Here is a 23,293-nt window from a genome sequence, read left to right as displayed (position 1 = left end):
GCGCGGCCGCCGCCCCTCAGGGGGCTGCCGTGCTGCCGCGCTGCGCCCGCTTGATCAGGCCCACGACCAACGCCGTGCCCAGAAACACGATGGCGCAGCCCGCCAGCATGTGCATCGTCAGGGCCTCGCCGAGGAAGAGCCCGCCCCACAAGAGCGCGAACACCGGGATCAGAAAGGTCACCGCCAGCGCATTGGTCGGGCCGACCCGCTGCAGCAGCCGGAAATAGAGGATGTAGGCCAGGCCCGAGCACAGCAGGGCCAGGCCGGCCACGCTGATCCAGGCACGGGTCTCAGGCATCTGGCTGGGCCAGAACCAGAGTGCAAACGGCATCAGCCAGACGGCGGCAGCGAGCTGGCTGCCCGCAGCCTGGGTCATCGCCGAAACGCCGCTCAGGTAGCGCTTGGTGAAGCTGGCCGACATGCCATAGCTCAGCGTGGCCGCCAGGCAAGCCAGGATGGCCCAGCCGCTGCCGCCGGGCTTGAACGAAGCCTGGTCCCAGGCCAGGAAGACCACGCCGCCGAAACCGATGAGCAGGCCCAGCACGCGCATCGCGTCCAGGCGTTGGCTCAGCCACACGAAGGCCACGAGCGCACCCCACAGCGGCGTCGTGGCGTTCAGGATGCTGGACAGGCCTGCCGAGATCGACAGGGCCGCGTAGGAAAACAGCACGAAAGGAATGGCGCTGGTCAAGAGGCCCAGGCCCAGCATCTGGCGCCAGCACCTGCGCAGCTCGCCCAGGCCCTGCTGGTGGACCAGGATGGGCAGCAGAAAGAGCGCGGCACCCAGCACGCGCAGGCCGGCCAGCGTCATCGGGCCAAAGGCCGGGGCGCCCCAGCGCAGGAACAAAAAGCTGGCGCCCCAGACGGCCGCCAGCAGCACCAGCTCGGCAAGGTCAGAGGCCTTCAAGGGCGGTGTCCTTCCAATCTCAGGAGCGCTTCCTTGCGCTCCAGGCCACCGGCGTAGCCGGTCAGCGAGCCATTGGCACCCAGTACGCGGTGGCAGGGAATCAGGATCGTGACCGGGTTGCGCCCGACGGCAGCACCCACGGCCCGAGCGCTGCCGGGCTTGCCCAGCTGCGCCGCCAGTTCTCCATAGCTGCGGCTCTCGCCAGCGGGAATGGCCAGCAGGGCCTGCCAGACGGCGCGCTGGAAGGGCGTGCCTTGCGGATCAAGAGGCAAGTCCCGAGGCAAGACCTGTCCCTTGAAATAGCCTTGCAGGCATTGCTCGATCTGGATGAAAAGCGGGTCCGCCTCGACTTCAGGCGCATCGAGCGTGCCGGGATGGTGCTTCTGGCCGTCGAACCACAGGCCCACGAGGCCCTCGTCATTGCGCAGGGCTGTCAGAGGCCCCAGCGGCGTGTTGATGCGTTGTTGTGCAAGCATGGTGCTTCCTTCATTCCTCACTTGGGTGCGGAGGCGGCTTCGCGCCACAGCTGCAGCACGGCATAGCTGCGGTAAGGCTGCCAGGCGGTGGTATCGGGCAACGGGTCTTTGCTGGCGAGCATTTTCTTCAGGACCACATCGCCCGGCGGAAATGCATCCGGCCAGCTCCAGCCGCGCATCAGCATGTAGCTGGCGGTCCAGGGGCCGATGCCGGGCAGGGCCTCCAGACCGGCCAGGGCCTCGGCCACCCCGCCTTCGCCCTGGGCAAACGCGAGCGTGGGCCAGGCCTGGCCGAGCGCAATCAAGGACTCGGCGCGGCGCCGGATGATGCCCAGCTCGGCGATGGATTCCACGCTCGCCTGGGCGATGCGTTCGGGCCTCGGGAACAAGCGGTCCATGCCGGGTGCCGCTTGCGCTTCGTCCAGCGGTTCGCCAAAGCGTTCGACAAAACGACCGCCTATGGTGCGCGCCGCCGCAACGGTGATCTGCTGCCCGAGCACGGCACGCACCGCGAGTTCGAAGCGGTCGGTGCAGCCTGGCAGGCGCAGCCCCGGCGCGCCTGCGGACAGCGGGCCCAGTTTTTCGTCGATGGCGGCGGGCTCGGCATCCAGGTCCAGCCAGCGGCGCACGATGGGTATCAAGGCTGCGACACCCGACCAGACCGATGAACAGGGCGAGAGCAGGACGACCGGCTGCTTGGCGTCGAAGCGCACGACGATGCGGCCAGCCAGGTCGCGGCCGCCATGGCGCAGTCTCAAGGTACGGCTGACTGTGCGCTCGGCAAAGTCCACGGTCTCGATACCCGGCAGAGCGCGGGCGGCGATGAACTGCAGGATCGCATCCACGGCGTAGGGCGGCCGGTAGCCCAGGCGCAAGGCGGGCTCGCCGCATGCCGAGACCGGCAATCCGCGCCGCAGGGAAGAGGGCTGCATGCGGTAGTGCTCGACAAAGGCGGCGTTGAAGCGGCGCAAGCTGCCAAAGCCCGAGGCGGCAGCCACTTCGGTGATGGGCATGCTGCTGTCGGCCAGCAGTTGCTTGGCCAGCAGCAGCCGGCGTGTCTGCAGGTATTGCAGGGGGCTCACGCCATGCTCGGCAGCGAAGATGCGTCGCAGGTGGCGGTCGGTGATGCCCAGGCGCTGGGCCAGGGCGTCTACGTTCTCCATCTCGCCTTTGTCCATCAGCTCGGCCGCCTGGCGCGCCAGGGTGCTGGAGGCATCCATCACGCTCCAGGCCTGCCCTGGCGCCAGCTCGGGCCGGCACTTCAGGCAGGGACGGAAGCGTTGGGCCTCGGCCTGGGCCGCGCTGGCGAAGAATCGGCAGTTGGCGGCCTTGGGCGTGCGCACCCGGCAGACCGGCCGGCAGTAGATGCCGGTGGACGTGACACCGACGAAGAAGCGGCCGTCAAAGCGCGCATCGCGGGCCAGGAGGGCGGGGTAGCAGTGCAAGGCGTCTAGCGTGGACATGCAGCCATCTTAGGCCGCTGCCGGGAACTTACTCGCCGTTTCCGGACATGTGCCCACCAGCTCGCGAGAGCTGATATTTCTTTTGCAGGCGGGCGACGATGCCGTCCTGCTCCAGGGTGCGGTAGGCCTCAATCCAGAGCTGCGCCTCGCCCAGGTCCAGGCGCAGCGAGGTGCCCATGTAGAGGTCGGCATTGCCCAGCGTGGCCACCAGCTTGTAGTCGCTCGCCTTGAAGCCGAACTCCTGCATGGCCGACTGCATCATCGGCGCGCCTGCGTAGGCCGCCACGACGACACCGATGCTGACCATGCGCAGCATGTCGCGGTAGTCCTTGGCCTCGATGATTTGGGTGAAGCCTTGCACCTGCAGGTTCTTGATGATGGGCGAGCCGCGCAGCACGACGATCTTTTGCGTACGCAATTGCTCCAGTCCCAGCGGCCCGGTGGTCGAGCTGGCGGCAAAGAAGCTGTAGTGCACATGGGCCAGCGGAATCAGCCAGCGGAATTGGGCCTCGCGGTCCGGCGTGCGGGCCAGCGGGAAAACGCCGTAGTTGTCGCCTTCGATGGTCTGCTTGACCGCGCGCGCCCAGGGGTAGAAGGCCACGTCGGGCTTGCGCCCCAGCTTTTGCGCCATCAGCGTCAGCAACTCATGGGCGTAGCCCTGGGGGCCGTTGCTGGACTGCCAGACAAAGGGCGGCAGGTCGCCGCCCAGCCAGCGCAGTCGCTCATTGCCCTGAGCCTGCGCAGAGCCGCCCAGTGACACGGCGGCGCAGAGGCCAGATACGGCGAGAACAGCAAGAATCGACCGGCGCATGGGCCAACTCTAGCAGCGCCGGCCGGCTACATGGCCTTGAACAGGTGGACGTAAGCCCGGCTGACCGGCAGTTCGCGATCAAAGCCCTTGATGCGCAGGAACAGGCGACTGGCTTCATCCCGCCGCGTGCCGGCCAGGTGGGCGAGGTTGATGACGGTGGAGCGATGGACCTGCCAGAACTCCTCCGGGTCGAGTTGCGACACCAGCTCGGCGATCGGCGTGCGGATCAGGTACTCGGCGTCGGCCGTCTGCACACAGGTGTACTTGTCGTCGGCATGGAAGAAACGCACCTCGCGCACATCGATCTGGTGCATCAGCTCGCCCTGGCTGGCGCGCACGTAGCGCAAGCGATTGACGCTGGGGGCAAGTGTGGCCGGCGTCGAGCTGAGCTTGCGCAAAGCCTCGGCCAGGCCGGCGTCGGGCTCGGGTTCGGGGGCTGCCAGCGCGGCGCGGACACGCTCCACGGTTTTGGCCAGGCGATCGGTCTTGATGGGCTTGAGAACATAGTCGAGTGCCGCATGCTCGAAGGCCTCGACCGCGTACTCGTCGAACGCGGTCACGAAGACCACCCGGGTCGGGCCCTCGATGCCTTCGGCTACCTCGAGACCGGTGAGACCTGGCATCTGGATGTCGAGGAAGGCAATGTCGGGGGACAGCTCTGCGATGCGGGCGGCGGCTTCGGTGCCGTTGCGGGCCAGTGCCACGACCTCGAGCTCGGGCCACAGGGCTTTCAGTTGCTGGCGCAGGTAGTCGGCCAGGTGAACTTCGTCGTCGGCAATCAGGGCGCGTGTCATGGGGTCTTCTTGTCGTCCAGGGGCAGGATGAGCTCGGCCACGCAGCCTTGCTCGCTCGGGGTGACGCTCAGACTGGCTTCCTCGCCATGGCGGGCAGCCAGTCGTTCACGGATGTTCTTGAGGGCGAGGCCATGGCCCGGTCGAGCGCGGCGTTGGCTGGCAGCGAGGCCGAGGCCGTCGTCGACGACGCGCAGGCGCAAGCAACCGTCCACCAGCGCGCCCTCGATGCGCACGTGACCGCCCTCGGCCTTGGCTTCGAGGCCGTGCATCACGGCGTTCTCGACCAGCGGCTGCAGCAGCAGCGGCGGCAGCTTCAGCTTTGCCAGAGCAGCCGGCACCTCGATGCTGAACTGCAGCCTTTCCTCGCCCATGCGGATCTGCATGAGCATGAGATAGCTCTGCACGGCCTGCAGTTCCTGCTCAAGCTGGCAGGTCTCCAGCCGCAGCGTGGCAAGGCTGGCGCGCAGGTAGTCGGTGAAGCATTCCAGCATCTGCTTGGCACGCTCTGGCGCCGGGTCGATCAGGCTTTGCACGGCGGCCAGGCTGTTGAAAAGGAAGTGCGGTTCGATCTGGGCCTGCAGGCGCAGCAACTGGGCCTCGGTGGCCTGCAGTTGCAGGGCCTTGCGCTTGTTGCTCTGCCAGGCCACATAGATGCTTGCCAGGGCGAACATCAGGCTGATGAACAAAAACTGGCTGGCCGCACGCACCGAGTCGAACGGCGATCCCCGGACCTCGATGTCGGCCACGACGCGCAGCAGCCAGGTGAAGACCGAGAAACTGAGCGCCATGATCACCATGGGCACGCCGGCAAAGAACAGGCTGCCGCCCCAGCCACCCGCGTTGAGCCGGGCCAGTCGCTTTTCCGAGGCCAGCAGTTCGACGGTGCGGTAGGCACCGTGGATCGAGAAGGCGATGAAGAAGCCGAGCAGGAAGGAGACCAGCACGGAGGCAAGGCTGAGCTGCGCCCGGCCGAACACCACGCCGAGGCTCATGAAGAAGCTGGGGAAAAACAGCGCAAAGGCACTGCTGATCAGCAAGCGGGCCCACAGCTTCTCGTCGCGGTGTTTATGCAACTTGAAGTAGCGGCTGCGGGCATAGCCGAAGTCCTGCAGCAGGGAGGTCAGAGGAGGCATGGCGCGAGAGTGTCCGTGTGACGATGGGCGAAGCCTAGAGGGATGGCCCCAGGGCAGAGGCGCCGTTGGCGACGAATCGACAGCCGGCCCGACGAATCGCCAGTTACCAGCCGGGCACAGAAGGGCTCGGTCGGCCTGCCTACAATCCGCGCCTGTCGTATTGTTCACGTCTGCGTTTCACGTCAGAGGAAAGCCTCCATGAAAGTTCAAGCGTCCGCCTTCAAGGCCTATGACATCCGCGGCATCGTCGGCGAGAGTCTGAACGAGGAAATGGCCGAGCACCTGGGCCGGGCCTTCGGCACCGAAGCCAAGCTGATCGGTGAAAAGGCGGTCGCGGTTGGCCGCGATGGTCGCCTGTCGGGCCCCTCCCTGGTGGCAGCCCTGATCCGCGGCCTGGCCTCGACCGGCCTGGACGTGGTAGACATCGGCGCGGTCACGACCCCGATGCTGTACTACGTGGCTGCCACGCGCGGCAAGCATGGCTGCAACTCCGGCATCATGGTCACCGGCAGCCACAACCCCAAGGACTACAACGGCTTCAAGATGGTGCTGGGCGGCGCGGCTGTCTATGGCGAGCAGATCCAGGGCATCCGCCGCCGCATCGAAGCCGAGGACTATGCGACAGGCAAAGGTCGGGTCGGAAAGATGGACGTCGGCGCCGAATACCAGCACCGCGTGGTCTCGGACTGCAAGCTTTCGCGCCCGATGAAGATCGTGGTCGACTCCGGCAACGGCATTCCCGGTGCCAATGCCCCCGCCATCCTGCGCGCGCTGGGTTGCGAGGTGATCGACATCTTCAGCAAGGTCGATGGCGACTTCCCCAACCACCATCCCGATCCTTCGCGGCCCGAGAACCTCGAAGACCTGAAGCGCATCGTGCACGCCTGTGACGCCGAGCTGGGCCTCGCCTTCGACGGCGATGGCGACCGTCTGGGCATTGTCACCAAGGACGGCAAGATGATCATGCCGGACCGCCAGATCATGCTGCTGGCCGCCGACATCCTCAAGCGCAACAAGGGCGCGCAGATCATCTTCGACGTGAAGTGCACGCAGCGCCTGGCGCCGTGGATCCGCGAGCACGGCGGCCAGCCGCTGATGTGGCTGACCGGCCACTCGCTGGCCAAGGCCAAGCTGAAGGAAACCGGCGCACCGATGGCTGGCGAGCTGTCGGGCCACATCTTCTTCAATGAGCGCTGGTATGGCTTCGACGATGCCATGTACACCGCCGGCCGCATGCTGGAGATCCTCTCGCGCTCCAAGGACCCGAGCGCCGTCTTGAACGGCCTGCCGGATAGCTTTGCCACGCCGGAGATCAACGTGCCTTGCGCCGAGGGCGAGCACCATGAGGTCGTGAAGAAGCTCAAGGAGATCGCCGAGTTCCCCGGCTCGCTCGAGGTGATCACCATCGATGGGCTGCGCGTCGAGTACGCCGACGGCTTCGGCCTGATCCGGCCGTCCAACACCACGCCGGTGCTGGTCTTGCGCTTCGAAGGCCACACGCCCGAAGCGCTGGAGCGCATCCAGCATGACGTGGTGGCGCAGCTCAAGCGCGTCAAGCCGGACGCTGTCTTCGCGGCGGGCCATTGAAAGAGCTGATCAGCCGCTGGCTCTATGAGAGCCTTCTGCGGCTGGCCACGCCGCTGTACCTGCTGCGCCTGTGGCGCCGCGGGGCGGCGGAGGCGCCTTACCGGCAACACCTGGGCGAGCGCCTGGGCTTGTACGACAAGGCGAGCGAAGCAGGGCGGGTTTGGGTGCATGCCGTGTCTCTCGGTGAGACGCTGGCAGCCAAGGCCCTGGTTTATGAGCTTCGCCTCCTGAAGCCCGGCCTTCGCCTGCTCCTGACCCACAGCACCGCCACCGGTCGCGAGGCCGGTGCGGCACTCCTGCAGGAAGGCGATGCGCAGGCCTGGCTGCCCTACGACACGCCAGGCGCCGTGCGCCGTTTCCTTCGTCATTGGCAGCCCTCGATGGGCGTGCTGATGGAGACCGAGATCTGGCCCGTGCTGCAGCATGAGTCCGCACGGGTCAGGTTGCCATTGGTGCTGGCCAATGCGCGGCTGTCCGAGAAAAGCTTCCGCCAGGGGCGGCGCCTGCGCTGGTTGATGGAACCGGCCGCTGCCGCGCTGAAGATGGCGCTGGCGCAGACCGAAGCCGATGCGCGCCGCTTGCGTGATAGCGGCGTGCGCAACGTCCAGGTCTGCGGCAACCTGAAGTTCGACCTGCATCCTGATGAGAGCTTGCTGGCCCGGGGGCGGGCCTGGCATGCGGCGCTGAAGCGACCGGTGCTGCTCTTCGCCGTCAGCCGTGAGGGCGAAGAGGCGATGCTCCTGAGCGCATTCACTGCACTGCCGCCAGCCAGCCGCCCGCTGCTCCTGATCGTGCCCCGCCATCCGCAGCGGTTTGACGAAGTGGCGGGCCTGATCGAAGCCGCCGGCCTGAAGCTTGCGCGACGCAGCAGCTTCGGTGGAGAGCCGACTGCAGAGGCCTTGTCAGCCGACGCATGGCTCGGCGACAGCCTGCGCGAGATGGCGCTCTATTACGGCATGGCCGACGCGGCGTTGCTGGGCGGCAGCTTCCTGCCGCTCGGCGGCCAGAACCTGATCGAGGCTGCCGCCTGCGGCTGCCCACTGCTGATGGGACCTCACACCTTCAACTTTGCCCAGGCGGCCGAGCTGGCGCTGGAGGCAGGTGCTGCGCTGAGAGTGGTCGACATGAGTGAGGGGCTCGGCCAGGCCCGGGCCCTGATTGCCGACGCCTCCCGACGCGAGGCCATGGCAGGGCGGGCCGAACTTTTCGCCGCAGTCCATCGCGGCGCGGCCAGGCGTATGGCTCAGGCCCTGATGAGTCGCTGAAGGCTCAGGCGTTCATCGCCCGCAGCTTGCGATACAGCGTGCTTCGGCCAATGCCCAGGGCCCGCGCGGCCAGTGAGAGGTTGCCGCCGCTGGCTTGCACGGCCGCCTGGATGGCCTGGCTTTCGGTCTGGCGCAGGCTGTGCAGGGCCACAGTGGGCGGTGCAATGAGCGGCCCGGACGGCATCAGGGGCTCGTTGCTGGTCTGGCGATGCATGCCCGGCTCGCTCAAGGCGGTGCGGTGGGACAAGGGCTGGTTCAGTTGCACGCTCAGCTTGGCATGCAGCACGCGTTCACCGCGCAGCACTTGCAAGGTGGCGTCGCCGCGCGAGCGGTCCACCGCGTCTGCATAAGCCAGGCCGAAGAGACTTGCCAGGTTTTCGCGCCTCAGCACCGTGGCGGGCAGGCCAAGCAGCTCCAGCGCGCGGCGGTTGGCGCCCAGCACATGGCCCTCTTCGTCGAGCGCCAGCTGGCCTTCGTTGAGTGTGCCCAGGCCGGCAATGCTGGTGTGGAACTGCAGGCGCGTGCTGTGGCGGAAGCGGTCGCCAAACCATTGGTCCTCGATCAGCCGTGCCGACATCGTGGCCAGCGCGAGCGTATGAGGATGGTAGGAGCGGCGGTCGCCCGAGACGTCGATGACGCCCAGCAGAGCGCCCTTGTGGTCAAAGATGGGCGCGGCCGAGCAGGTCAGGAACTGCATGCTGCGCAGGAAATGCTCCTGGCCGTGAACCACCGTCGGCGCCTCGGTCATCAGTGCGGTGCCGACGGCGTTCGTGCCCTTGTCGGCCTCGGACCACAGTGCACCCGGCGCCAGCGCGACATGCTGCGCGCGCTGCAGAAAGCCCGGGTCGCCCAGCGAATGCAGGATCACGCCACTGGCGTCGGTGAGCAGCACCATGCTTTGCGCATGGGTCAGTTGCTCATAGAGCATCTCCATCACCGGCAGGGCCTGGGCGCAGAGCCTGGCATTGCGGTGTTGCAGGTCTTGCAGGCCGGCGGTGGAGAGCAGGCCGAGGTCTGCCTCGGCGCTGGCATTCAGGCCGAAGGCGACGCAGCGCTCATGCGAGCTGGCGATGTCTTGCGCATGCTTGGCATCCGCCGTCGCGCGGGGCTGCCCCACCAAGCCCTGCAGACCCTGCGCTTGCGCCATCGAAACACTCCTGCTGCGTACTTAAGCAGCATCGACTATCGCCGATGACCGCGCTCGCGCAAGCAGGACAAGCCCCAGCGCCCGGGCACGGCCTCTGACAGCCTGGTGTCAGCTATTGCTGGTGGCGCGCACCTCGGCCATGTTGGTCACGCCGGCCAGCACCTTGGCAATGCCGTCCTGGCGCAGCGTGCGCAAGCCCTCGGCCAGGGCCGCATGCTGGATCTCTTCGGCGCGGGCGCCGGTCTGGATCAGGCGGCGCACATTGCGCGAGACCATCAAGAGTTCATGCAGGCCGGCGCGGCCCTTGAAACCGGTGTGCTCGCACTGACCGCAGCCAGGGCTGTGATAGTGCTGCAGCTGACCCTTGACGCCGTGCTGCGAGACCCATTCCTTCAGCAGCGTCGCGCGCGACAGGCGTTGATCAACCGGGAAGACATGCAGGTAGTCGTCCAGCCATTCCTGCTGGTCGGCTTCGCTCAAGGGCTCGGCAATCCGGCAGCTGGGGCAGAGGCGGCGCACCAGGCGCTGGGCCAGCACGGCCAGCAGCGAATCGGCGAAGTTGAACGGGTCGCAACCCATGTCCAGCAGGCGGGTGATCGTTTCTGCGGCGCTGTTGGTGTGCAGCGTGGACATCACCATGTGGCCGGTCAGCGAGGCCTCGATGGCGATCTGCGCCGTCTCCTGGTCGCGGATTTCGCCGACCATGATCACGTCCGGATCGGCGCGCAGGAAGGCGCGCAGGGCTTTCGCAAACGTCCAGTCGATCTTGGGGTTCACCTGCACCTGGCGCAGGCCGTTCTGGGTGATTTCGATCGGGTCCTCGGCAGTCCAGATCTTGCGCTCGGCGGTGTTGATGTGCGCCAGTGCCGAGTGCAGGGTGGTGGTCTTGCCGGAGCCTGTCGGGCCCACGCACAGCACCATGCCGTAGGGCCGCGCCACTGCTTCGCTCAGTTGGCTCAGATTGCTGGCCGAGAGGCCCAGCTTGGCCAGCGGAATCGGCTTTGCGGAAGACAGGATGCGCATCACCACATCCTCGAGACCATTGTTGGTCGGGATCGTGGCCACGCGCAGCTCCAGCCGGTGCTGGGCCGAGAAGCGCGCGAAATTGATCTTGCCGTCCTGGGGCTTGCGGCGCTCGGAGATGTCGAGGTCGCACATGATCTTGATGCGCGCGATCATGGCGTTGCGATAAGTGTGCGGAAGCTCCAGGTAAGGCCTCAGTTGCCCGTCCTTGCGGAAGCGGATCTTGAGCTTCTCGCGGCCAGGCAAGGTCTCGATATGGATGTCGGAGACGTTCTGGCTGTGCGCCTCGATGATCATGGTGTTGATCAGGCGCACCAGCGAGTTGTCGCTCTGCTCGATCTGCGATTCATCGTCGCGGCTGCTGCCACGCTCCAGGCCCTCGCGCTCCAGCGTCTCGATCAGCTTGTCGGCGTTGTCGAGCTCGAAGTCGGGCTGGAAGGAGGGCAGGTTCAGGTCGCCCCGCGGCACCGAGTCGCCACCGAAGCGGTCATAGACGCCGGGCAGCGCGAACTGCAGGCTGCCGACCTTGGCCAGCGTCGGCACCACCTTGACCTGGGTGATGAACTCGGCCTCGTCGATGGCGTCGCGCCGGGTCGGGTCTTCCATGGCCACGACCAGGCGACTCTCGCGCATCATCAGCGGCATCATTTCGAGCCGCTTGGCGATGGCGAACGGCAGCTTGCGCACCGCGTCGGGCTCGACCGGGAAGTTCTCCACATCCACCAGCGGATAGCCCATCTTGCGCGCCAGTGCCGATTGCAGGGCCTGGCGATTCACCACGCGCTTGCGCACCAGCAGTTCGCCCAGCGGCACCGAGCGGTCCTGGCGTTGCTGGATCAGCGCCTCCTCGAGCTGCTCGGGCGTGACCAGTTCCAGCGCCAGCAGTGCTTCGCCGATGCGCACCATCGGCATCTTGGCCTGCTGTTCGATGGCCAGCAGCAACTGTTCGGGCGTGACGATCTGCTTGGCGACCAGGATTTCGCCGACGCGGCGCGAGCGCAGGTCTTCCTGCTCGCGCGCAACGGCCTCGACCTGTTCCAGCGTGGCGGCCTGCGCGCTGACCAGCAGGTCGCCAATGCGCTCGCCGACGTCGAACTCCGCCAGCGCCTCGCGCGGCACAAAGAGGCGCTGCACCTCGTCGGTGTCCTCGCTCAGCGGGACGAACAGGAAAAGGCCCAGGCCGTCATGGTGATGGCCTATGGTCAGGCCGTTGAGGTCGCCGCCGCCAACGAACTGCAGGCGAAAGGGCGCGCGCGGCCGGTGGTCCAGCGACAGCGGGTTGTGTATCGAAGACGGGTCGCGCGGCGCGGCCGGCAGAGGCGCCAGCAACTTGAGCACCCGGAACTGGCCGAACTTCAAGGGCATGGCAGCGCGGGCCGGCGGCACCTTGATCTGCAGCAAGCGGTCGGCGCCGGAGAAGCGGATCAGATGGCCATTGCTGCGGCTGTTGTTGAGGCCCTGGATCTCGCAGGCCTCCGGCACCTTCTGCGGCACCGGCTGCGGATAGGCCGCATAAGGCGGCGTGGGCCAGATGAAGGGCGGTTGCGCCGAAGCGCTGGCCATCTCCTCAAGATCGGACCTGACCGTGTCGTGGGGCCAGGGAATCGAGGCGGACGGATCGGACATGCGAGGGGTCTCCAGCGGGCTACTACTTCTTTTGGCGGTAGGCTGAATGCTAAGCGCAAAGCGGGGCCAAGGCAGTTCGAATGAACGCCGGGCAGGTCGCTGATGAAAGCCACAATGGCGCCGAGCCAACACAAGAGCAAACGCGACAGGCAATGACCCCGGCACGCTGGCAGTTCTGGATCGATCGAGGCGGCACCTTCACCGACGTGGTGGCGCGTGCGCCCGATGGCGCTTTGCGTACGCTGAAGCTGCTCAGCGAATGTCCCGAACAGTACGAGGACGCGGCGCTGGCAGGCATGCGCCGCCTCTTGGGCCTGGGGCCGCAAGAGCGCATCACGCCGGCCCTGGTCGAGTGCGTGCGCATGGGCACGACGGTGGCCACCAATGCCTTGCTGGAGCGCAAGGGCGAGCCCTTGCTGCTGGTGACGACGCGCGGTTTTCGCGATGCGCTGCGCATTGCCTACCAGGCCCGGCCGCGGCTGTTCGACCGGGAGATCGTGCTGCCGGAGCAGCTCTATGCCCGGGTGATCGAGGCGCAGGAACGCATGGCGGCGGACGGCAGCCTGGTCGAGGCCCTGGACCTGCAGGCCCTGGAGGGCGAGATGCGCACGGCGTTGGCGAGCGGCTTGCGCGCCTGCGCCATCGTCTTCATCCACGGCTGGCGCTATCCAGCGCATGAGCTCGCGGCGGCGGCGCTGGCACGGCGCATCGGCTATACCCAGGTGTCGGTCTCGCATCAGGTCAGCCCCTTGATGAAGCTGGTCGGCCGCGGCGACACCACGGTGGTGGACGCCTACCTTTCGCCCATCCTGCGCCGTTATGTAGACCGGCTCTCACACCACATGCCCGGCGTGCCCTTGCTCTTCATGCAGTCCGGCGGCGGCCTGGCGGAGGGCGCTCGCTTCCAGGGCAAGGATGCGGTGCTCTCCGGCCCGGCCGGTGGCATTGTCGGCATGGCGCGAACCGGCGAAGCGTCGGGATGCAGCAAGCTGATCGGCTTCGACATGGGCGGTACCTCCACCGACGTCTCTCACTATGCCGGCGAGCTGGAGCGCCAGTTCGACACCCAGGTGGCCGGCGTGCGCCTGCGCGCGCCAATGCTGGCCATCCATACGGTGGCAGCCGGCGGTGGCTCCATCATCCGCTTCGATGGCGAGCGGCTGCGCGTGGGCCCCGAAAGCGCTGGCGCCAAGCCGGGGCCGGCCAGCTACCGGCGTGGCGGGCCCCTGACGGTGACCGATGCGAATGTGCTCCTCGGCCGCCTGTCACCGGCTCACTTCCCGCACCTGTTCGGGCCCGAAGGCAATCAGCCGCTGGACAAGTCGGTCGTCGAGGCAGGCTTTGTCGCACTGGCCCAGCAGGCCGGCATGGCTTCTGCGCAAGCGGCTGCCGAGGGCGTGCTGCAAATCGCCGTGGCCCACATGGCGCATGCCATCAAGAAGATCTCGGTGGCGCGTGGCCATGACCTGTCGAACTACACCTTGCAATGCTTTGGCGGCGCTGGCGGCCAGCATGCCTGCCAGGTGGCGGATGCGCTGGGCATGGACGAAGTGCTGATCCATCCGCTGGCAGGGCTCTTGAGCGCCTACGGCATGGGCCTGGCGGAACGCACCGCTTCGCGAGAGCGTGCGCTTGAAGCGGTGCTTGATGGGCAGGGCCTGTTGCAGGCAAGGGCTTGCCTGGGTGAACTCGCTGAAGCCGCGAGGCAGGAACTGATCGAGCAGGGCCTCCCGGCGCAAGCGCTGAGGCTCGAGCCCAGCCTGCAGCTGCGCTACCAGGGAAGCGACACCGCCCTGTCGCTGCCGTGCCCGCTGCAGCCGATGCTGGCCAATCTGCAAGCTGACTTCGAGGCCGCCTACCGCCGTCGCTTTGCGTTCCTGATGCCGGGCCGGCCTTTGGTGATCGAATCAGCCAGCGTGCAGGCCGTGGCAGCCGGAGCGGCCTTGCCCATGGCGCGGCCGGCTGGTGCAGTGCACCCGGCCGAGGCCGAGCAGTCAATGCCGCTCTACGCCGAGGGTCGCTGGCAGGACGCGGCGGTCTACCGGCGCGAGCGCCTGCAAAGCGGCGCCTGGCTGCAAGGCCCGGCCCTGATCACCGAGGCCAATGCCTGCACGGTGCTGGAGCCGGGCTGGCGCGCCAGCGTCGATGGCGACGGCTCTCTGCGCCTGCGTCGGTCCGAAGCTCGTTCAGCGGCCATTGAGGAGAGTGCAGGCGTGGACCCGGTGCGTCTGGAGCTCTACAACCGCCAGTTCATGAACATCGCCGAGCAGATGGGCCTGCGCCTGCAGAACACGGCGCATTCGGTGAACATCAAGGAGCGGCTGGACTTTTCCTGCGCGATCTTCGACGCCGAGGGCGCGCTGATCGCCAATGCGCCGCACATGCCGGTGCACCTGGGCTCGATGAGCGAGTCGATACGGACGGTGATCGAGCGAAATCCGGAGATGCGGCCGGGCGATGTGTTCATGCTCAATGATCCGTACCACGGCGGCACGCATCTGCCGGATGTGACCGTCACCACACCGGTCTTTCTTGGAGGCCACGCGCGGCCCGCATTCTTCGTGGCCTCACGGGGCCACCATGCCGACATCGGCGGCATCACGCCCGGTTCGATGCCGCCGTTCTCGCGGCACATCGAAGAGGAGGGTGTGCTGTTCGACAACTTCCTGCTTTGCCGTGACGGCCGGATGCACGAAGCCGAGCTGCGCGAATGCCTGGCTGAAGGACCCTGGCCGGCGCGCCAGCCAGACCAGAACATCGCCGACCTGCGGGCCCAAGTCGCAGCGAACGAAAAGGGTGCGCAGGAGCTGCAAGCCCTGGTGGCAGAGCGCGGACTGGCCGAAGTGCAGGCCTATATGGGCCATGTGCAGGCCAACGCGGAAAGCGCGGTGCGTCGCGCCATCGGGCAGCTGCGCGATGGCAGCTTCAGCCTCGACCTGGACAACGGCGCGCGCATCGAAGTGGCGGTGCGTGTGGATGCCGCGAGCCGCAGCGCGGTGATCGACTTCACGGGCAGCAGTGCGCAGCAGACGACGAACAACTTCAACGCGCCGCGTTCGGTGACGATGGCCGCCGTGCTCTATGTCTTTCGCACGCTGGTGGACGACGATATACCGCTCAATGCCGGCTGTCTGCGACCTTTGCAGCTCATCGTGCCCGAGGGCAGTCTATTGAATCCGCGGTCGCCGGCCGCCGTGGTGGCCGGCAATGTCGAGACATCCAGCTGCGTGACCAATGCGCTCTATGGCGCGCTGGGCGTGATGGCCGCCAGCCAGTGCACGATGAACAACCTCAGCTTTGGCAACGAATGCCACCAGTACTACGAGACGATCTCGGGCGGCTCGGGAGCCGGGCCGGGCTTCCATGGCACGGCCGTGGTGCAGACCCACATGACCAATTCGCGGCTGACCGATCCCGAGGTGCTGGAATGGCGCTTCCCGGTGCGGCTGGAGAGCTACGAGATCGCCGCTGGCACCGGTGGTTCCGGTCAATGGCGCGGCGGTGATGGCGGCCTGCGCCGCATCCGCTTTCTTGAGCCGATGAGCGCGAGCATCCTGAGCAATGGCCGCGCAGTCCCTGCCTTCGGGCTGGCCGGCGGCGAGGCTGGCGCACCGGGCCGGAACTGGCTGCAGCGAGCGGACGGCAGCGTCGAGACACTGGGCCATCTGGGCACGGTGCTGATGGCGCCAGGCGACCAGATCTGCATTCAGACGCCGGGCGGCGGCGGCTTTGGTGCCCGGGCTCAGTCGCCCGAAGAGTCGTCGCCGTAGTGGCGCCAGCGGGCCGTGGCCTGCCGCATCAGCCTGACCTGGGATGAGAAGCGGGTGCAGGCCGTGCAGGCCCACAGGTGCAGGCGCAGGGCCAGCTTTTCCTTGATCGGCAGTACTGTGTCCTCCGCCTGGAGGACCAGGTGGCTTGCCTGCTTGCAGGTTCGTCTCAGTATCAAGCCTTGCTCCCCGTCACCTTGTTGCCAACAAACCAGTTCAGCTCCAGACATTCGCGCAGCCGCAGCCGGGCGCGGTGCAACATCACCCAGAGGTTGGTCGGGCTGATCTCCAAAGTCTTACAGATTTCGTCCGTGTCCAGCTCCAGCCACTCACGCATCATGAAGAGGCGGCCCTGCTGACCGGGCAGCTTGTCTACACAGGCTTCGAGCACCTTCATGAACTCAAACTGGCGCAGCGTGTGCTCCGGGTCGCCCCAGTCGGGTGGGGCATCGCGCCAATGGCCGTCGGCCTGAAACAGATCGTCTTCGATGTTCTGCTCGTCGTCGTCCGTGGTGGTCGACAACTCCTTGCAGTTGCGTCGGATCTGGTCGACCAGCTTGTGCTTCAGGATGCCGATCAGCCAGGTCTTCAACTGACTTTGCCGGTTGAAGGCTTGCGGCTTTTCCAGGGCAGCGAGCAGGGTTTCAGAGACCGCATCCTCCGCCCAGGCGGCATTGCGGAGCTGCAAGAGCGCAAACTTGATCAGCTGCGGGCGCAGCTTCTCAAGGCTCGGGGCGATGTCGGATGCTTCAGTCATTTCGACGCGCAGTGTAAGGACTTGGCCAGGTCTTGCGACACTAGGGCTGTGGCGCCAACCGGCCCATAAGCAAACCCCTAGACGGAGCAAGCAATGCAGACCAAGCAAATCCTGTCCTCGGCCCTGGCCGCCGCCTTGAGCCTCGGCCTGGCTCAAACCGCCTCGGCCCATGATGCCAAGGACACCAAGACCAAGGAGAAGTGCTACGGCATCGCCAAGGCCGGCCAGAACGACTGTGCGAACCTGAGCGGCAGCCACTCCTGCGCCGGCCTGGCCAAGGCCGATGCTTCGACCGAGGAGTGGATCTACGTCGACAAGGGCAGTTGCAAGGGCAAGGGCGGCCTGAGCGCCGACGAGGCCAAGGCCAAGGTCAAGGGCAAGAAGTAATTCAAGCACCCGATGAAACCCGACGCCATCGGCATCGGCTGGCGCCAGCCGCACTATGCGAGCCTGATGGAGCGCCGGCCTGAGCTGGACTTCTTGGAGGTCCACTCGGAGAACTTCTTTGCCGATGGCGGCGCGGCCTTGCAACTGCTGGCTGAAGCCCGCGAGCATTACCCGATCAGCCTGCATGGCGTCGGGCTCTCGCTGGGCTCGGCCGCCGGGCTGGATGCCTGGCATCTGGACCGGCTGGCTCGGCTGGTCGAACGGGTCGATCCGGTGCTGGTGTCGGACCACGCCAGCTTTGCGCGTGCGCCGACGCCGGGTGGCGTGCTCATGCATGCGAACGATCTGCTGCCGGTCGCCTTCAACGAGGCCAGTCTCGCCTTGATGGTGGCCCATGTGCAGCGGGTGCAGGAGCGGCTCAAGCGCGCCATCGCGGTCGAAAACCTCAGCGCCTATCTGGGCTGGCAGGGCCAGGCCGGCGACCTGGCCGAACCAGAGTTCCTGATGGAACTCTGCCGTCGCAGCGGCTGTTCGCTGCTGCTGGACGTGAACAACCTGATGGTCAACGCCTTGAACAGCGAAGCGGATGAATCTGCAGCGCTGGAGCAGGCGATTGACTGGATCCGCAGCATCGCGCCGGGCCAGGTGGCCGAGATCCATCTGGCCGGGCATGCGGACCTGGGCGACATCGTCATCGACGACCATGGCAGCCGCGTCAGCCCGACGGTCTGGCGTCTGTATGAAGAGGCCCTGAACCACTGCGGCCCGGTGCCGACGCTGATCGAATGGGACACCGACATTCCGGCACTCGACGTGCTGCTGGACGAGGCCGCGCAAGCCCGTGCGCGGATGCGGCAATGAGCGAGCTGGAACGCCAAACGGCGCTGCTGCAATCGCTGATCAGTGGCGCACCCGCCGAGGGCCTTGCGGCCGCAACACATGGCGTGGCGCGCGGCTTGCAGGCCTACCGGGTCAACGCCCAGGCCGTCGCTGAGCGCGCCTTGGCAGCGGTCTATGCGCCGCTGCAGGATGAATTGGGCGAAGCGCAGTTTGCCGCCATGGCCTGGGCCTTCTGGCGCCGCCATCCACCCGAACGTGGCGATCTGGCTTGCTGGGGCGCAGGGCTGCCGGACTTCATGGCAGATCAGGCGCAGATGCCGCGCAGCCTCATCGAGCTGGCCCGTCTGCAATGGGCGCTGCATGAGGCTGAACGTGCGGCCGACGCAGCGCTGGATGCCGATTCCTTGCAACTGCTCGATGGCCGGCATGACGCCGCCTTGCTTTCGCTTCGGCTGATGCCGGGCCTGAGCCTCGTGAGTGCAGGGACTGACGTGATTGCCGTGTGGCGCAATGGCTGGCGTGCCGTCAGCGAACCACTGGCGGAGGACTGGGCCTTCTTCATGGCCGCACTGCTCAATGGGCAGGCACTTGGTCCGGCGCTTGAAGCCAGCCTGGCAAGACACCCGAGCTTTGATTTTTCTGCCTGGTTGCAGCGCGCCTTGCGCGAGCCCTGGCTGCAATCCGCAGGAGTGATCCGATGAACATCCCGACACCGGTCCGCACGCTGCTGTGCTTCTTGAGCGACCCCGGCCAGCCGCCCACAGGAGCCGCCTGGTATCAAATGCCGCTGGGCTGGCTGCAGTCGCTGGCCCTGTTGGCCGCGCGCCTGTATGTGGCCCAGGTGTTCTTCCAGTCGGGCCTGAGCAAATTGCGGGACTGGTCCAGCACGCTGGCCCTGTTCCAGGACGAGTACCACGTGCCGCTGTTGCCGCCCGAGCTGGCCGCCTACATGGGCACAGGCGGCGAGCTGGTGTTGCCCGTGCTGTTGGTCCTGGGTCTCGGTGGGCGCTTCGCAGCGTTGGGCCTCACGATGGTGAACATCATGGCGGTGCTGAGCCTCGAAGAAATCGCGCCGGCCGCCCTGGCGGGCCATCAGCTCTGGGGCGCGCTGCTGGTGCTGGTGGCGCTTTGGGGCGCCGGCAGCTTGTCGGCCGACGCCTGGTGGCGCCGGCGGTCCTCGCGCTGAGGCTTCAGGCTACTCGCGAGGCCTGAGGCTCAACACGATCACCGGAGGCACGCTGCCGTCGGTATCGCGGGGCAGGCGTTCGGTCTTGTCGATGGCGCGCTCCACCGCACGGTCCCAATCCGCGTCGCCGCTGGACTTGAGCAGTCGCTTGGAGATGATCCGGCCATCGGGTGCCAGGCGCACCTCGATCTCGGCCACCGGGTTGGTGGCACCGACCTCGAAGATGATGTTGGGCCGGATCTGCGCCTTGATGCGGCCGGCGTATCCGGCAGAGGGACCGCTGCTCTTGAGCGCCGTGCCGGTGGACTCGGCGCTGCCGCTGCCGCCCGCCAGGCCCTGGAGGCGCTTCAAGGCGTCCTTGCGGGCATTCTCCTGCCGTGCCTGGGCTTCCCGGGCGGCCTTGTCCTTCTGCGCCTTGTCCTGTTTCTCCTGCTGCCTGACCTTGTCGAGCTTGTCCTGCTTTTCCTTCTCGGCCTTCTCGGCTTTTTCCTTGGCCAGCTGCTTGTCGCGTTCGATCTTTTCCTTCAGCTGTTTGATCTTGAGTTCCTTCTCGCGGATCTCGGCCAGCCGCAGCTCTTCCTTCTTTTCTTCGGCCCGCTTCTTGGCCCGGGCGATAGCGATGTCGGCCTCGCGCTGGGCCTGCAACTCCTCGGCACTGGGCTGCGGCGGCTGTGGCTTCTCCTCGACCACCGGCTTCGGAGCTTCCGGTTCCGGCTCGACAGCCGCGGGCGCCGCGGCCTGAGGCACGGCTGACCACAGCTCGGCCTCGAATGCCTCCGGTGTGGCGCTGTGCCACTGCACATTGAGCGTGAGGGCCACCAGCAGCAGGGCGTGCGCCAACAGGGCCACGGCAAAGCCACGGCCCATGGCTATCGGTTGCGGCGGTCGCAGCGAAAGACCGGGCATCTGCAGCGTGCTGTTCTGCATCGATCAGTTCTCGCTCGTAGATCCTTGGCGCACCGCCAGGCCCACGCGCTGCACGCCGGCGGCCTGCAGCTTGTCCATGGCCTTGACCACAGCCTCGTAGCGCACCGCCTTGTCGGCCGAAATCACGACCGGTGTCTTCGGGTCACCATCCTGGGCCTGCTTGACGCGCTCTGCGAGCCCACTCAGCGAGATGGGTTGCGGCTCCTGGCTGTCGACACGGACCTTCAGTTTCTCGTCGGCACCGACGATCACATGCACCACATGCTGCGGCTGCTGGCTGGAGCGGCCGACACTGGGCAGGTCCACGACGCCCGTGGTTATCAGCGGCGCGCTGACCATGAAGATGATCAGGAGCACCAGCATCACGTCAATGAAGGGCACCATATTGATCTCGTTGATCGTGCGGCGGCGGCCGCCACGCGAGCTCATCGCGGGCATGGCTTACTTCCCCGCGACCGGCTGGCCGGCATTGCGCTGCAGGATGTTGGAGAACTCCTCGATGAAGGTCTCCAGCGTGATCGCGCTGCGGTCGATCTGGCGCGCGAAACGGTTGTAGGCCAGCACGGCAGGGATGGCGGCGAACAGGCCGATGGCCGTGGCGACCAGTGCTTCGGCAATGCCGGGGGCGACGGTGGCCAGCGTCACCTGCGTGAGGTTGGAGAGGCCGACGAAGGCATGCATGATCCCCCAGATCGTGCCGAACAGGCCCACATAGGGCGAGACCGAACCGACCGAGGCCAGAAAGCTCAAGTGCGATTCCATCGCGTCGAGCTCGCGCTGGAAGCTGGCCCGCATCGCGCGGCGGGCGCCGTCCAGCAGCGCGCTGGGCTCGGCCACACGGCGCTCGCGCAGCTTCAGGAACTCGCGCATGCCGGCCACGAAGATGCGCTCCAGCGGCGCGCCGTTCTGCTTGGCCGAGACGGTGGAGAAGAGCTCGTTCAGGTTCTTGCCCGACCAGAACTCCTGCTCGAAGGCTTCATTGCTGGTCTTGATCTTGGACAGCGAGATCAGCTTGCTGAAGATGACGCTCCAGCTGGCCAGCGAGACCGCCAGCAAGGCCGCGATCACCAGCTTGACCGTGAAGCTGGCGTGGAGGATCAGGGAGACGATGGACAGGTCTTGATTCATTGCTTTTGCAGGGCCTGCAGGAGGAAAGAAGGAATTCTTGAGGGACGGAAAGTGGCGGCATCCACGCAGCCGATGCGGATCTCACCTTCGGCCAGCAACCGCTCGCCACAGCGCGCCTGCTGGAACAACGTCATGCTGGCGCGGCCGCTCTCGCGCAGCTCGACCGACACGTCGAGCCAGTCATCAAGACGGGCAGGCGAGAGGTAGCGGATGCGTGTTTCGCTGACGACGAAGATCAGCCCTTGCTCGTCGCGCAGCGCCTGCTGCTCCATGCCCAGCTTGCGCAGCCATTCGGTGCGCGCGCGTTCGAAGAACTTCAGGTAGTTCGCATAGAAGACGATACCGCCGGCATCGGTGTCTTCCCAGTAGATGCGCAGGCCGAGCTGAAACAATGTGTCTCTCATGGTCTGAGCAGCGCCTTCAGTCGCGCCAGCGCTTCGCGCAGGTCGGCCTCGCTGCTGGCGAACGAGAGGCGCAGCCAGCGCTCGGGGTCGGCGCGGCCGAAGTCGCGACCCGGCGTCAGCGCCACTTGTGCCTCGCGCATCAGGCGGTGGGCGAAGTCCCAGCTGTCTGCGGAGTACGCCGAGCAATCGATCCAGGCGTAGAAGGCGCCATCGGGTTCGACCGGCACCGTGAGGCCCATGTCGTTCAATGCCGGGACCACGAAGTCGCGGCGGGCCTTGAAGGCCGCGCGGCGGCGCTCGTATTCATCAATCGCGGCCGGCTCGAAGCAGGCGAGCGCCGCGTGCTGGGCCACTGTTGAGGCGCAGATGAAGAGGTTCTGCGCGAGCTTTTCAACCGCACCCACCATGGCGGGCGGCAGTACCAGCCAACCCAGGCGCCAGCCGGTCATGCCGAAGTACTTGCTGAAGCTGTTGACCGAGATGACGTCGTCGCCACAGGCCAGCGCGCTGTGGCCATAGCGCGCCTCGAAGCTCAGCCCCAGATAGATCTCGTCCACGATGCTGACGCCGCCGCGGGTGCGCACGGTCTCGACCAGCGCCTGCATCTCGGCAGGGTCGATCGAGGTGCCCGTCGGGTTGCTTGGGGAAGCCAGCACGATGCCACGGGTGTGCTCGTTCCAGGCCGCGGCCACTTGAGCCGCGGTGAGCTGATAGCGGCTCGCCGCGTCGGTGGTCAAGAGCACGGCTTGCGCATCCGCTGCCGCCACGAAATGGCGGTTGCAGGGGTAGCTGGGATCAGGCATCAGCACCTGGTCGCCGCGCTGGAACAAGGCCAGGCAGGCCAGTTGCAAGGCTGCCGAAGCGCCCGCCGTGATGACGATGCGCTCCGGTGCAATCTCGAGGCCGAAGCGCTGCTGATACCAGCCACTCAGCTTCTGTCGCAGCGCGAGCAGGCCGGTGGCTTGCGTGTACTGCGTGCGGCCGCTTTCGATGCAGGCTTGCGCCGCCTGCTGCACCGCGGCCGGCGCCACGAAGTCGGGTTCGCCGATGTTCAGGTAGATCATGCGCCGACCGCCAGCGGCCGGGTCGCACAACGGGCCACGGGCGATTTCGTCCGCGGCCTTGGCGCATTCCATGACGTAGAAGGGCTCGATGTGATCGAGCCGATCAGCGAGTCTCATCGTGCGGCGCGCACCGCCGTGACTTCGGTGGGGCGCAGGTCCACGGCAGCGCGGTCCAGCACGCCGTTGACGTACTTGTGGCCGTCGGTGCCGCCGAAGCCCTTGGCCAGTTCAACGGCTTCGTTGATGGCGACCTTGTAGGGAATGTCGACGCAGTGCTTGAGCTCGTAGGCGCCGATCATCAGCACGGCATGCTCGATGGGCGAGAGCTCGGTGGTTTCGCGGTCCACATGGCGGGAGAGCACGGCGTCCAGGTCGGCGGCTTCAAGAATGCAGCCATGCAGCAAGGCGTCGTAGTGTGCGCGGTCGGCCTTGTCGAAGCCGTCCTGCTCGCGCATGTGGGCGTCGATGGCGCCGGCGTCATCGCCGGTCAGCAGCCATTGATACAGGCCCTGCAAGGCGGCCTCGCGCGAGCGGCGGCGAGCCGACTTGGCACCCGGCTTCTTGACCAGGTTCTTCGGCTTGCCCGGCTTGGGCAGAGGTT

At 66.6% G+C, this 23,293-nt stretch carries 23 protein-coding genes; 7 read left to right on the top strand and 16 right to left on the bottom strand.

Annotated features, from left to right (window positions below; translation table 11 throughout):
• Positions 1 to 16: 16 nt before the first annotated feature.
• The 6 genes from V3596_RS06540 to V3596_RS06515 are packed head-to-tail and all read right to left on the bottom strand — an operon-like array spanning position 17 to position 5,584.
• On the bottom strand, positions 17 to 907 hold the full coding sequence (locus V3596_RS06540; protein WP_334276879.1) for a DMT family transporter: 891 nt from the start codon (positions 905 to 907) through the stop codon (positions 17 to 19).
• Positions 904 to 1,383, bottom strand: a complete 480-nt coding sequence (locus tag V3596_RS06535; protein WP_334276878.1) for a methylated-DNA--[protein]-cysteine S-methyltransferase — start codon at positions 1,381 to 1,383, stop codon at positions 904 to 906. Before V3596_RS06535 ends, V3596_RS06540 begins: the two co-directional genes overlap by 4 nt.
• 17 nt (positions 1,384 to 1,400) lie before the next feature.
• On the bottom strand, positions 1,401 to 2,846 hold the full coding sequence (locus tag V3596_RS06530) for a DNA-3-methyladenine glycosylase 2 family protein (protein ID WP_334276877.1): 1,446 nt from the start codon (positions 2,844 to 2,846) through the stop codon (positions 1,401 to 1,403).
• A gap of 28 nt (positions 2,847 to 2,874) precedes the next feature.
• Complete coding sequence (locus tag V3596_RS06525) at positions 2,875 to 3,657, bottom strand: substrate-binding periplasmic protein (RefSeq protein WP_334276876.1); 783 nt, start codon at positions 3,655 to 3,657, stop codon at positions 2,875 to 2,877.
• A 26-nt stretch (positions 3,658 to 3,683) separates the two neighbouring features.
• Entirely contained in the window at positions 3,684 to 4,451 is a 768-nt protein-coding gene (locus V3596_RS06520; protein ID WP_334276875.1) for a LytR/AlgR family response regulator transcription factor, read from the bottom strand.
• Positions 4,448 to 5,584, bottom strand: a complete 1,137-nt coding sequence (locus tag V3596_RS06515; protein WP_334276874.1) for a sensor histidine kinase — start codon at positions 5,582 to 5,584, stop codon at positions 4,448 to 4,450. The genes V3596_RS06520 and V3596_RS06515 overlap by 4 nt, the downstream gene beginning before the upstream one ends.
• 198 nt (positions 5,585 to 5,782) lie before the next feature.
• Here V3596_RS06515 and V3596_RS06510 point away from each other — a divergent pair, with 198 nt between their 5' ends.
• Positions 5,783 to 7,171, top strand: coding sequence for a phosphomannomutase/phosphoglucomutase (locus V3596_RS06510; protein WP_334276873.1), 1,389 nt, complete (start codon positions 5,783 to 5,785; stop codon positions 7,169 to 7,171).
• The gene (locus V3596_RS06505; RefSeq protein ID WP_334276872.1) at positions 7,168 to 8,436 is read left to right on the top strand and encodes a 3-deoxy-D-manno-octulosonic acid transferase; all 1,269 of its coding nucleotides are present in this window, start codon (positions 7,168 to 7,170) and stop codon (positions 8,434 to 8,436) included. Before V3596_RS06510 ends, V3596_RS06505 begins: the two co-directional genes overlap by 4 nt.
• 4 nt (positions 8,437 to 8,440) lie before the next feature.
• On the opposite strand, the gene V3596_RS06500 is transcribed toward V3596_RS06505, so the two are convergent.
• On the bottom strand, positions 8,441 to 9,583 hold the full coding sequence (locus V3596_RS06500; protein WP_334276871.1) for a sigma-54-dependent Fis family transcriptional regulator: 1,143 nt from the start codon (positions 9,581 to 9,583) through the stop codon (positions 8,441 to 8,443).
• A gap of 108 nt (positions 9,584 to 9,691) precedes the next feature.
• The gene (locus V3596_RS06495) at positions 9,692 to 12,232 is read right to left on the bottom strand and encodes a GspE/PulE family protein (protein ID WP_395386165.1); all 2,541 of its coding nucleotides are present in this window, start codon (positions 12,230 to 12,232) and stop codon (positions 9,692 to 9,694) included.
• Positions 12,233 to 12,384: 152 nt separating this feature from the next.
• Here V3596_RS06495 and V3596_RS06490 point away from each other — a divergent pair, with 152 nt between their 5' ends.
• On the top strand, positions 12,385 to 16,002 hold the full coding sequence (locus V3596_RS06490; protein WP_334276870.1) for a hydantoinase B/oxoprolinase family protein: 3,618 nt from the start codon (positions 12,385 to 12,387) through the stop codon (positions 16,000 to 16,002).
• Here the strand turns inward: V3596_RS06490 and V3596_RS06485 are convergent.
• Positions 15,975 to 16,178: an anti-sigma factor family protein gene (locus V3596_RS06485; protein WP_334276869.1), complete on the bottom strand. Its 204-nt coding sequence runs from the start codon at positions 16,176 to 16,178 to the stop codon at positions 15,975 to 15,977. The genes V3596_RS06490 and V3596_RS06485 overlap by 28 nt on opposite strands.
• Positions 16,175 to 16,756, bottom strand: a complete 582-nt coding sequence (locus V3596_RS06480) for a sigma-70 family RNA polymerase sigma factor (protein ID WP_334276868.1) — start codon at positions 16,754 to 16,756, stop codon at positions 16,175 to 16,177. The genes V3596_RS06485 and V3596_RS06480 overlap by 4 nt, the downstream gene beginning before the upstream one ends.
• A gap of 93 nt (positions 16,757 to 16,849) precedes the next feature.
• Between V3596_RS06480 and V3596_RS06475 the strand changes: the two genes are divergently transcribed.
• From V3596_RS06475 to V3596_RS06460, 4 genes are all read left to right on the top strand, one after another.
• Positions 16,850 to 17,143 carry a BufA1 family periplasmic bufferin-type metallophore gene (locus V3596_RS06475; RefSeq protein WP_334276867.1) on the top strand — a complete coding sequence of 98 codons (294 nt, stop codon included), beginning with the start codon at positions 16,850 to 16,852 and terminating at the stop codon, positions 17,141 to 17,143.
• Positions 17,144 to 17,155: 12 nt separating this feature from the next.
• Positions 17,156 to 18,004 carry an MNIO family bufferin maturase gene (bufB, locus tag V3596_RS06470; RefSeq protein WP_334276866.1) on the top strand — a complete coding sequence of 283 codons (849 nt, stop codon included), beginning with the start codon at positions 17,156 to 17,158 and terminating at the stop codon, positions 18,002 to 18,004.
• Positions 18,001 to 18,684 carry an HvfC/BufC N-terminal domain-containing protein gene (locus V3596_RS06465; RefSeq protein ID WP_334276865.1) on the top strand — a complete coding sequence of 228 codons (684 nt, stop codon included), beginning with the start codon at positions 18,001 to 18,003 and terminating at the stop codon, positions 18,682 to 18,684. Before bufB ends, V3596_RS06465 begins: the two co-directional genes overlap by 4 nt.
• An 80-nt stretch (positions 18,685 to 18,764) precedes the next feature.
• Positions 18,765 to 19,169: a DoxX family protein gene (locus tag V3596_RS06460; protein ID WP_334277357.1), complete on the top strand. Its 405-nt coding sequence runs from the start codon at positions 18,765 to 18,767 to the stop codon at positions 19,167 to 19,169.
• A gap of 9 nt (positions 19,170 to 19,178) precedes the next feature.
• Here the strand turns inward: V3596_RS06460 and tolA are convergent, their stop codons facing one another.
• From tolA to nusB, 6 genes are read right to left on the bottom strand one after another with little or no spacing between them, the layout of a single operon-like run.
• On the bottom strand, positions 19,179 to 20,096 hold the full coding sequence (gene tolA / locus V3596_RS06455) for a cell envelope integrity protein TolA (RefSeq protein WP_334276864.1): 918 nt from the start codon (positions 20,094 to 20,096) through the stop codon (positions 19,179 to 19,181).
• A gap of 3 nt (positions 20,097 to 20,099) precedes the next feature.
• The gene (gene tolR, locus V3596_RS06450) at positions 20,100 to 20,534 is read right to left on the bottom strand and encodes a protein TolR (RefSeq protein ID WP_334276863.1); all 435 of its coding nucleotides are present in this window, start codon (positions 20,532 to 20,534) and stop codon (positions 20,100 to 20,102) included.
• 3 nt (positions 20,535 to 20,537) lie between these two features.
• Positions 20,538 to 21,224 carry a protein TolQ gene (gene tolQ, locus V3596_RS06445; RefSeq protein ID WP_334276862.1) on the bottom strand — a complete coding sequence of 229 codons (687 nt, stop codon included), beginning with the start codon at positions 21,222 to 21,224 and terminating at the stop codon, positions 20,538 to 20,540.
• Complete coding sequence (gene ybgC / locus V3596_RS06440; RefSeq protein ID WP_334276861.1) at positions 21,221 to 21,628, bottom strand: tol-pal system-associated acyl-CoA thioesterase; 408 nt, start codon at positions 21,626 to 21,628, stop codon at positions 21,221 to 21,223. Before ybgC ends, tolQ begins: the two co-directional genes overlap by 4 nt.
• Positions 21,625 to 22,809, bottom strand: a complete 1,185-nt coding sequence (locus tag V3596_RS06435; RefSeq protein WP_334276860.1) for a pyridoxal phosphate-dependent aminotransferase — start codon at positions 22,807 to 22,809, stop codon at positions 21,625 to 21,627. Before V3596_RS06435 ends, ybgC begins: the two co-directional genes overlap by 4 nt.
• Positions 22,806 to 23,288, bottom strand: coding sequence for a transcription antitermination factor NusB (gene nusB, locus V3596_RS06430; RefSeq protein ID WP_334277356.1), 483 nt, complete (start codon positions 23,286 to 23,288; stop codon positions 22,806 to 22,808). Before nusB ends, V3596_RS06435 begins: the two co-directional genes overlap by 4 nt.
• Positions 23,289 to 23,293: the final 5 nt, after the last annotated feature.

The organism is Roseateles microcysteis, assembly GCF_036880965.1.
GTDB lineage: Bacteria > Pseudomonadota > Gammaproteobacteria > Burkholderiales > Burkholderiaceae_C > JAUASW01.
The sequence above is the reverse complement of the archived record's forward strand: the minus strand, read 5'-3'. Positions and strand labels throughout refer to the sequence as shown.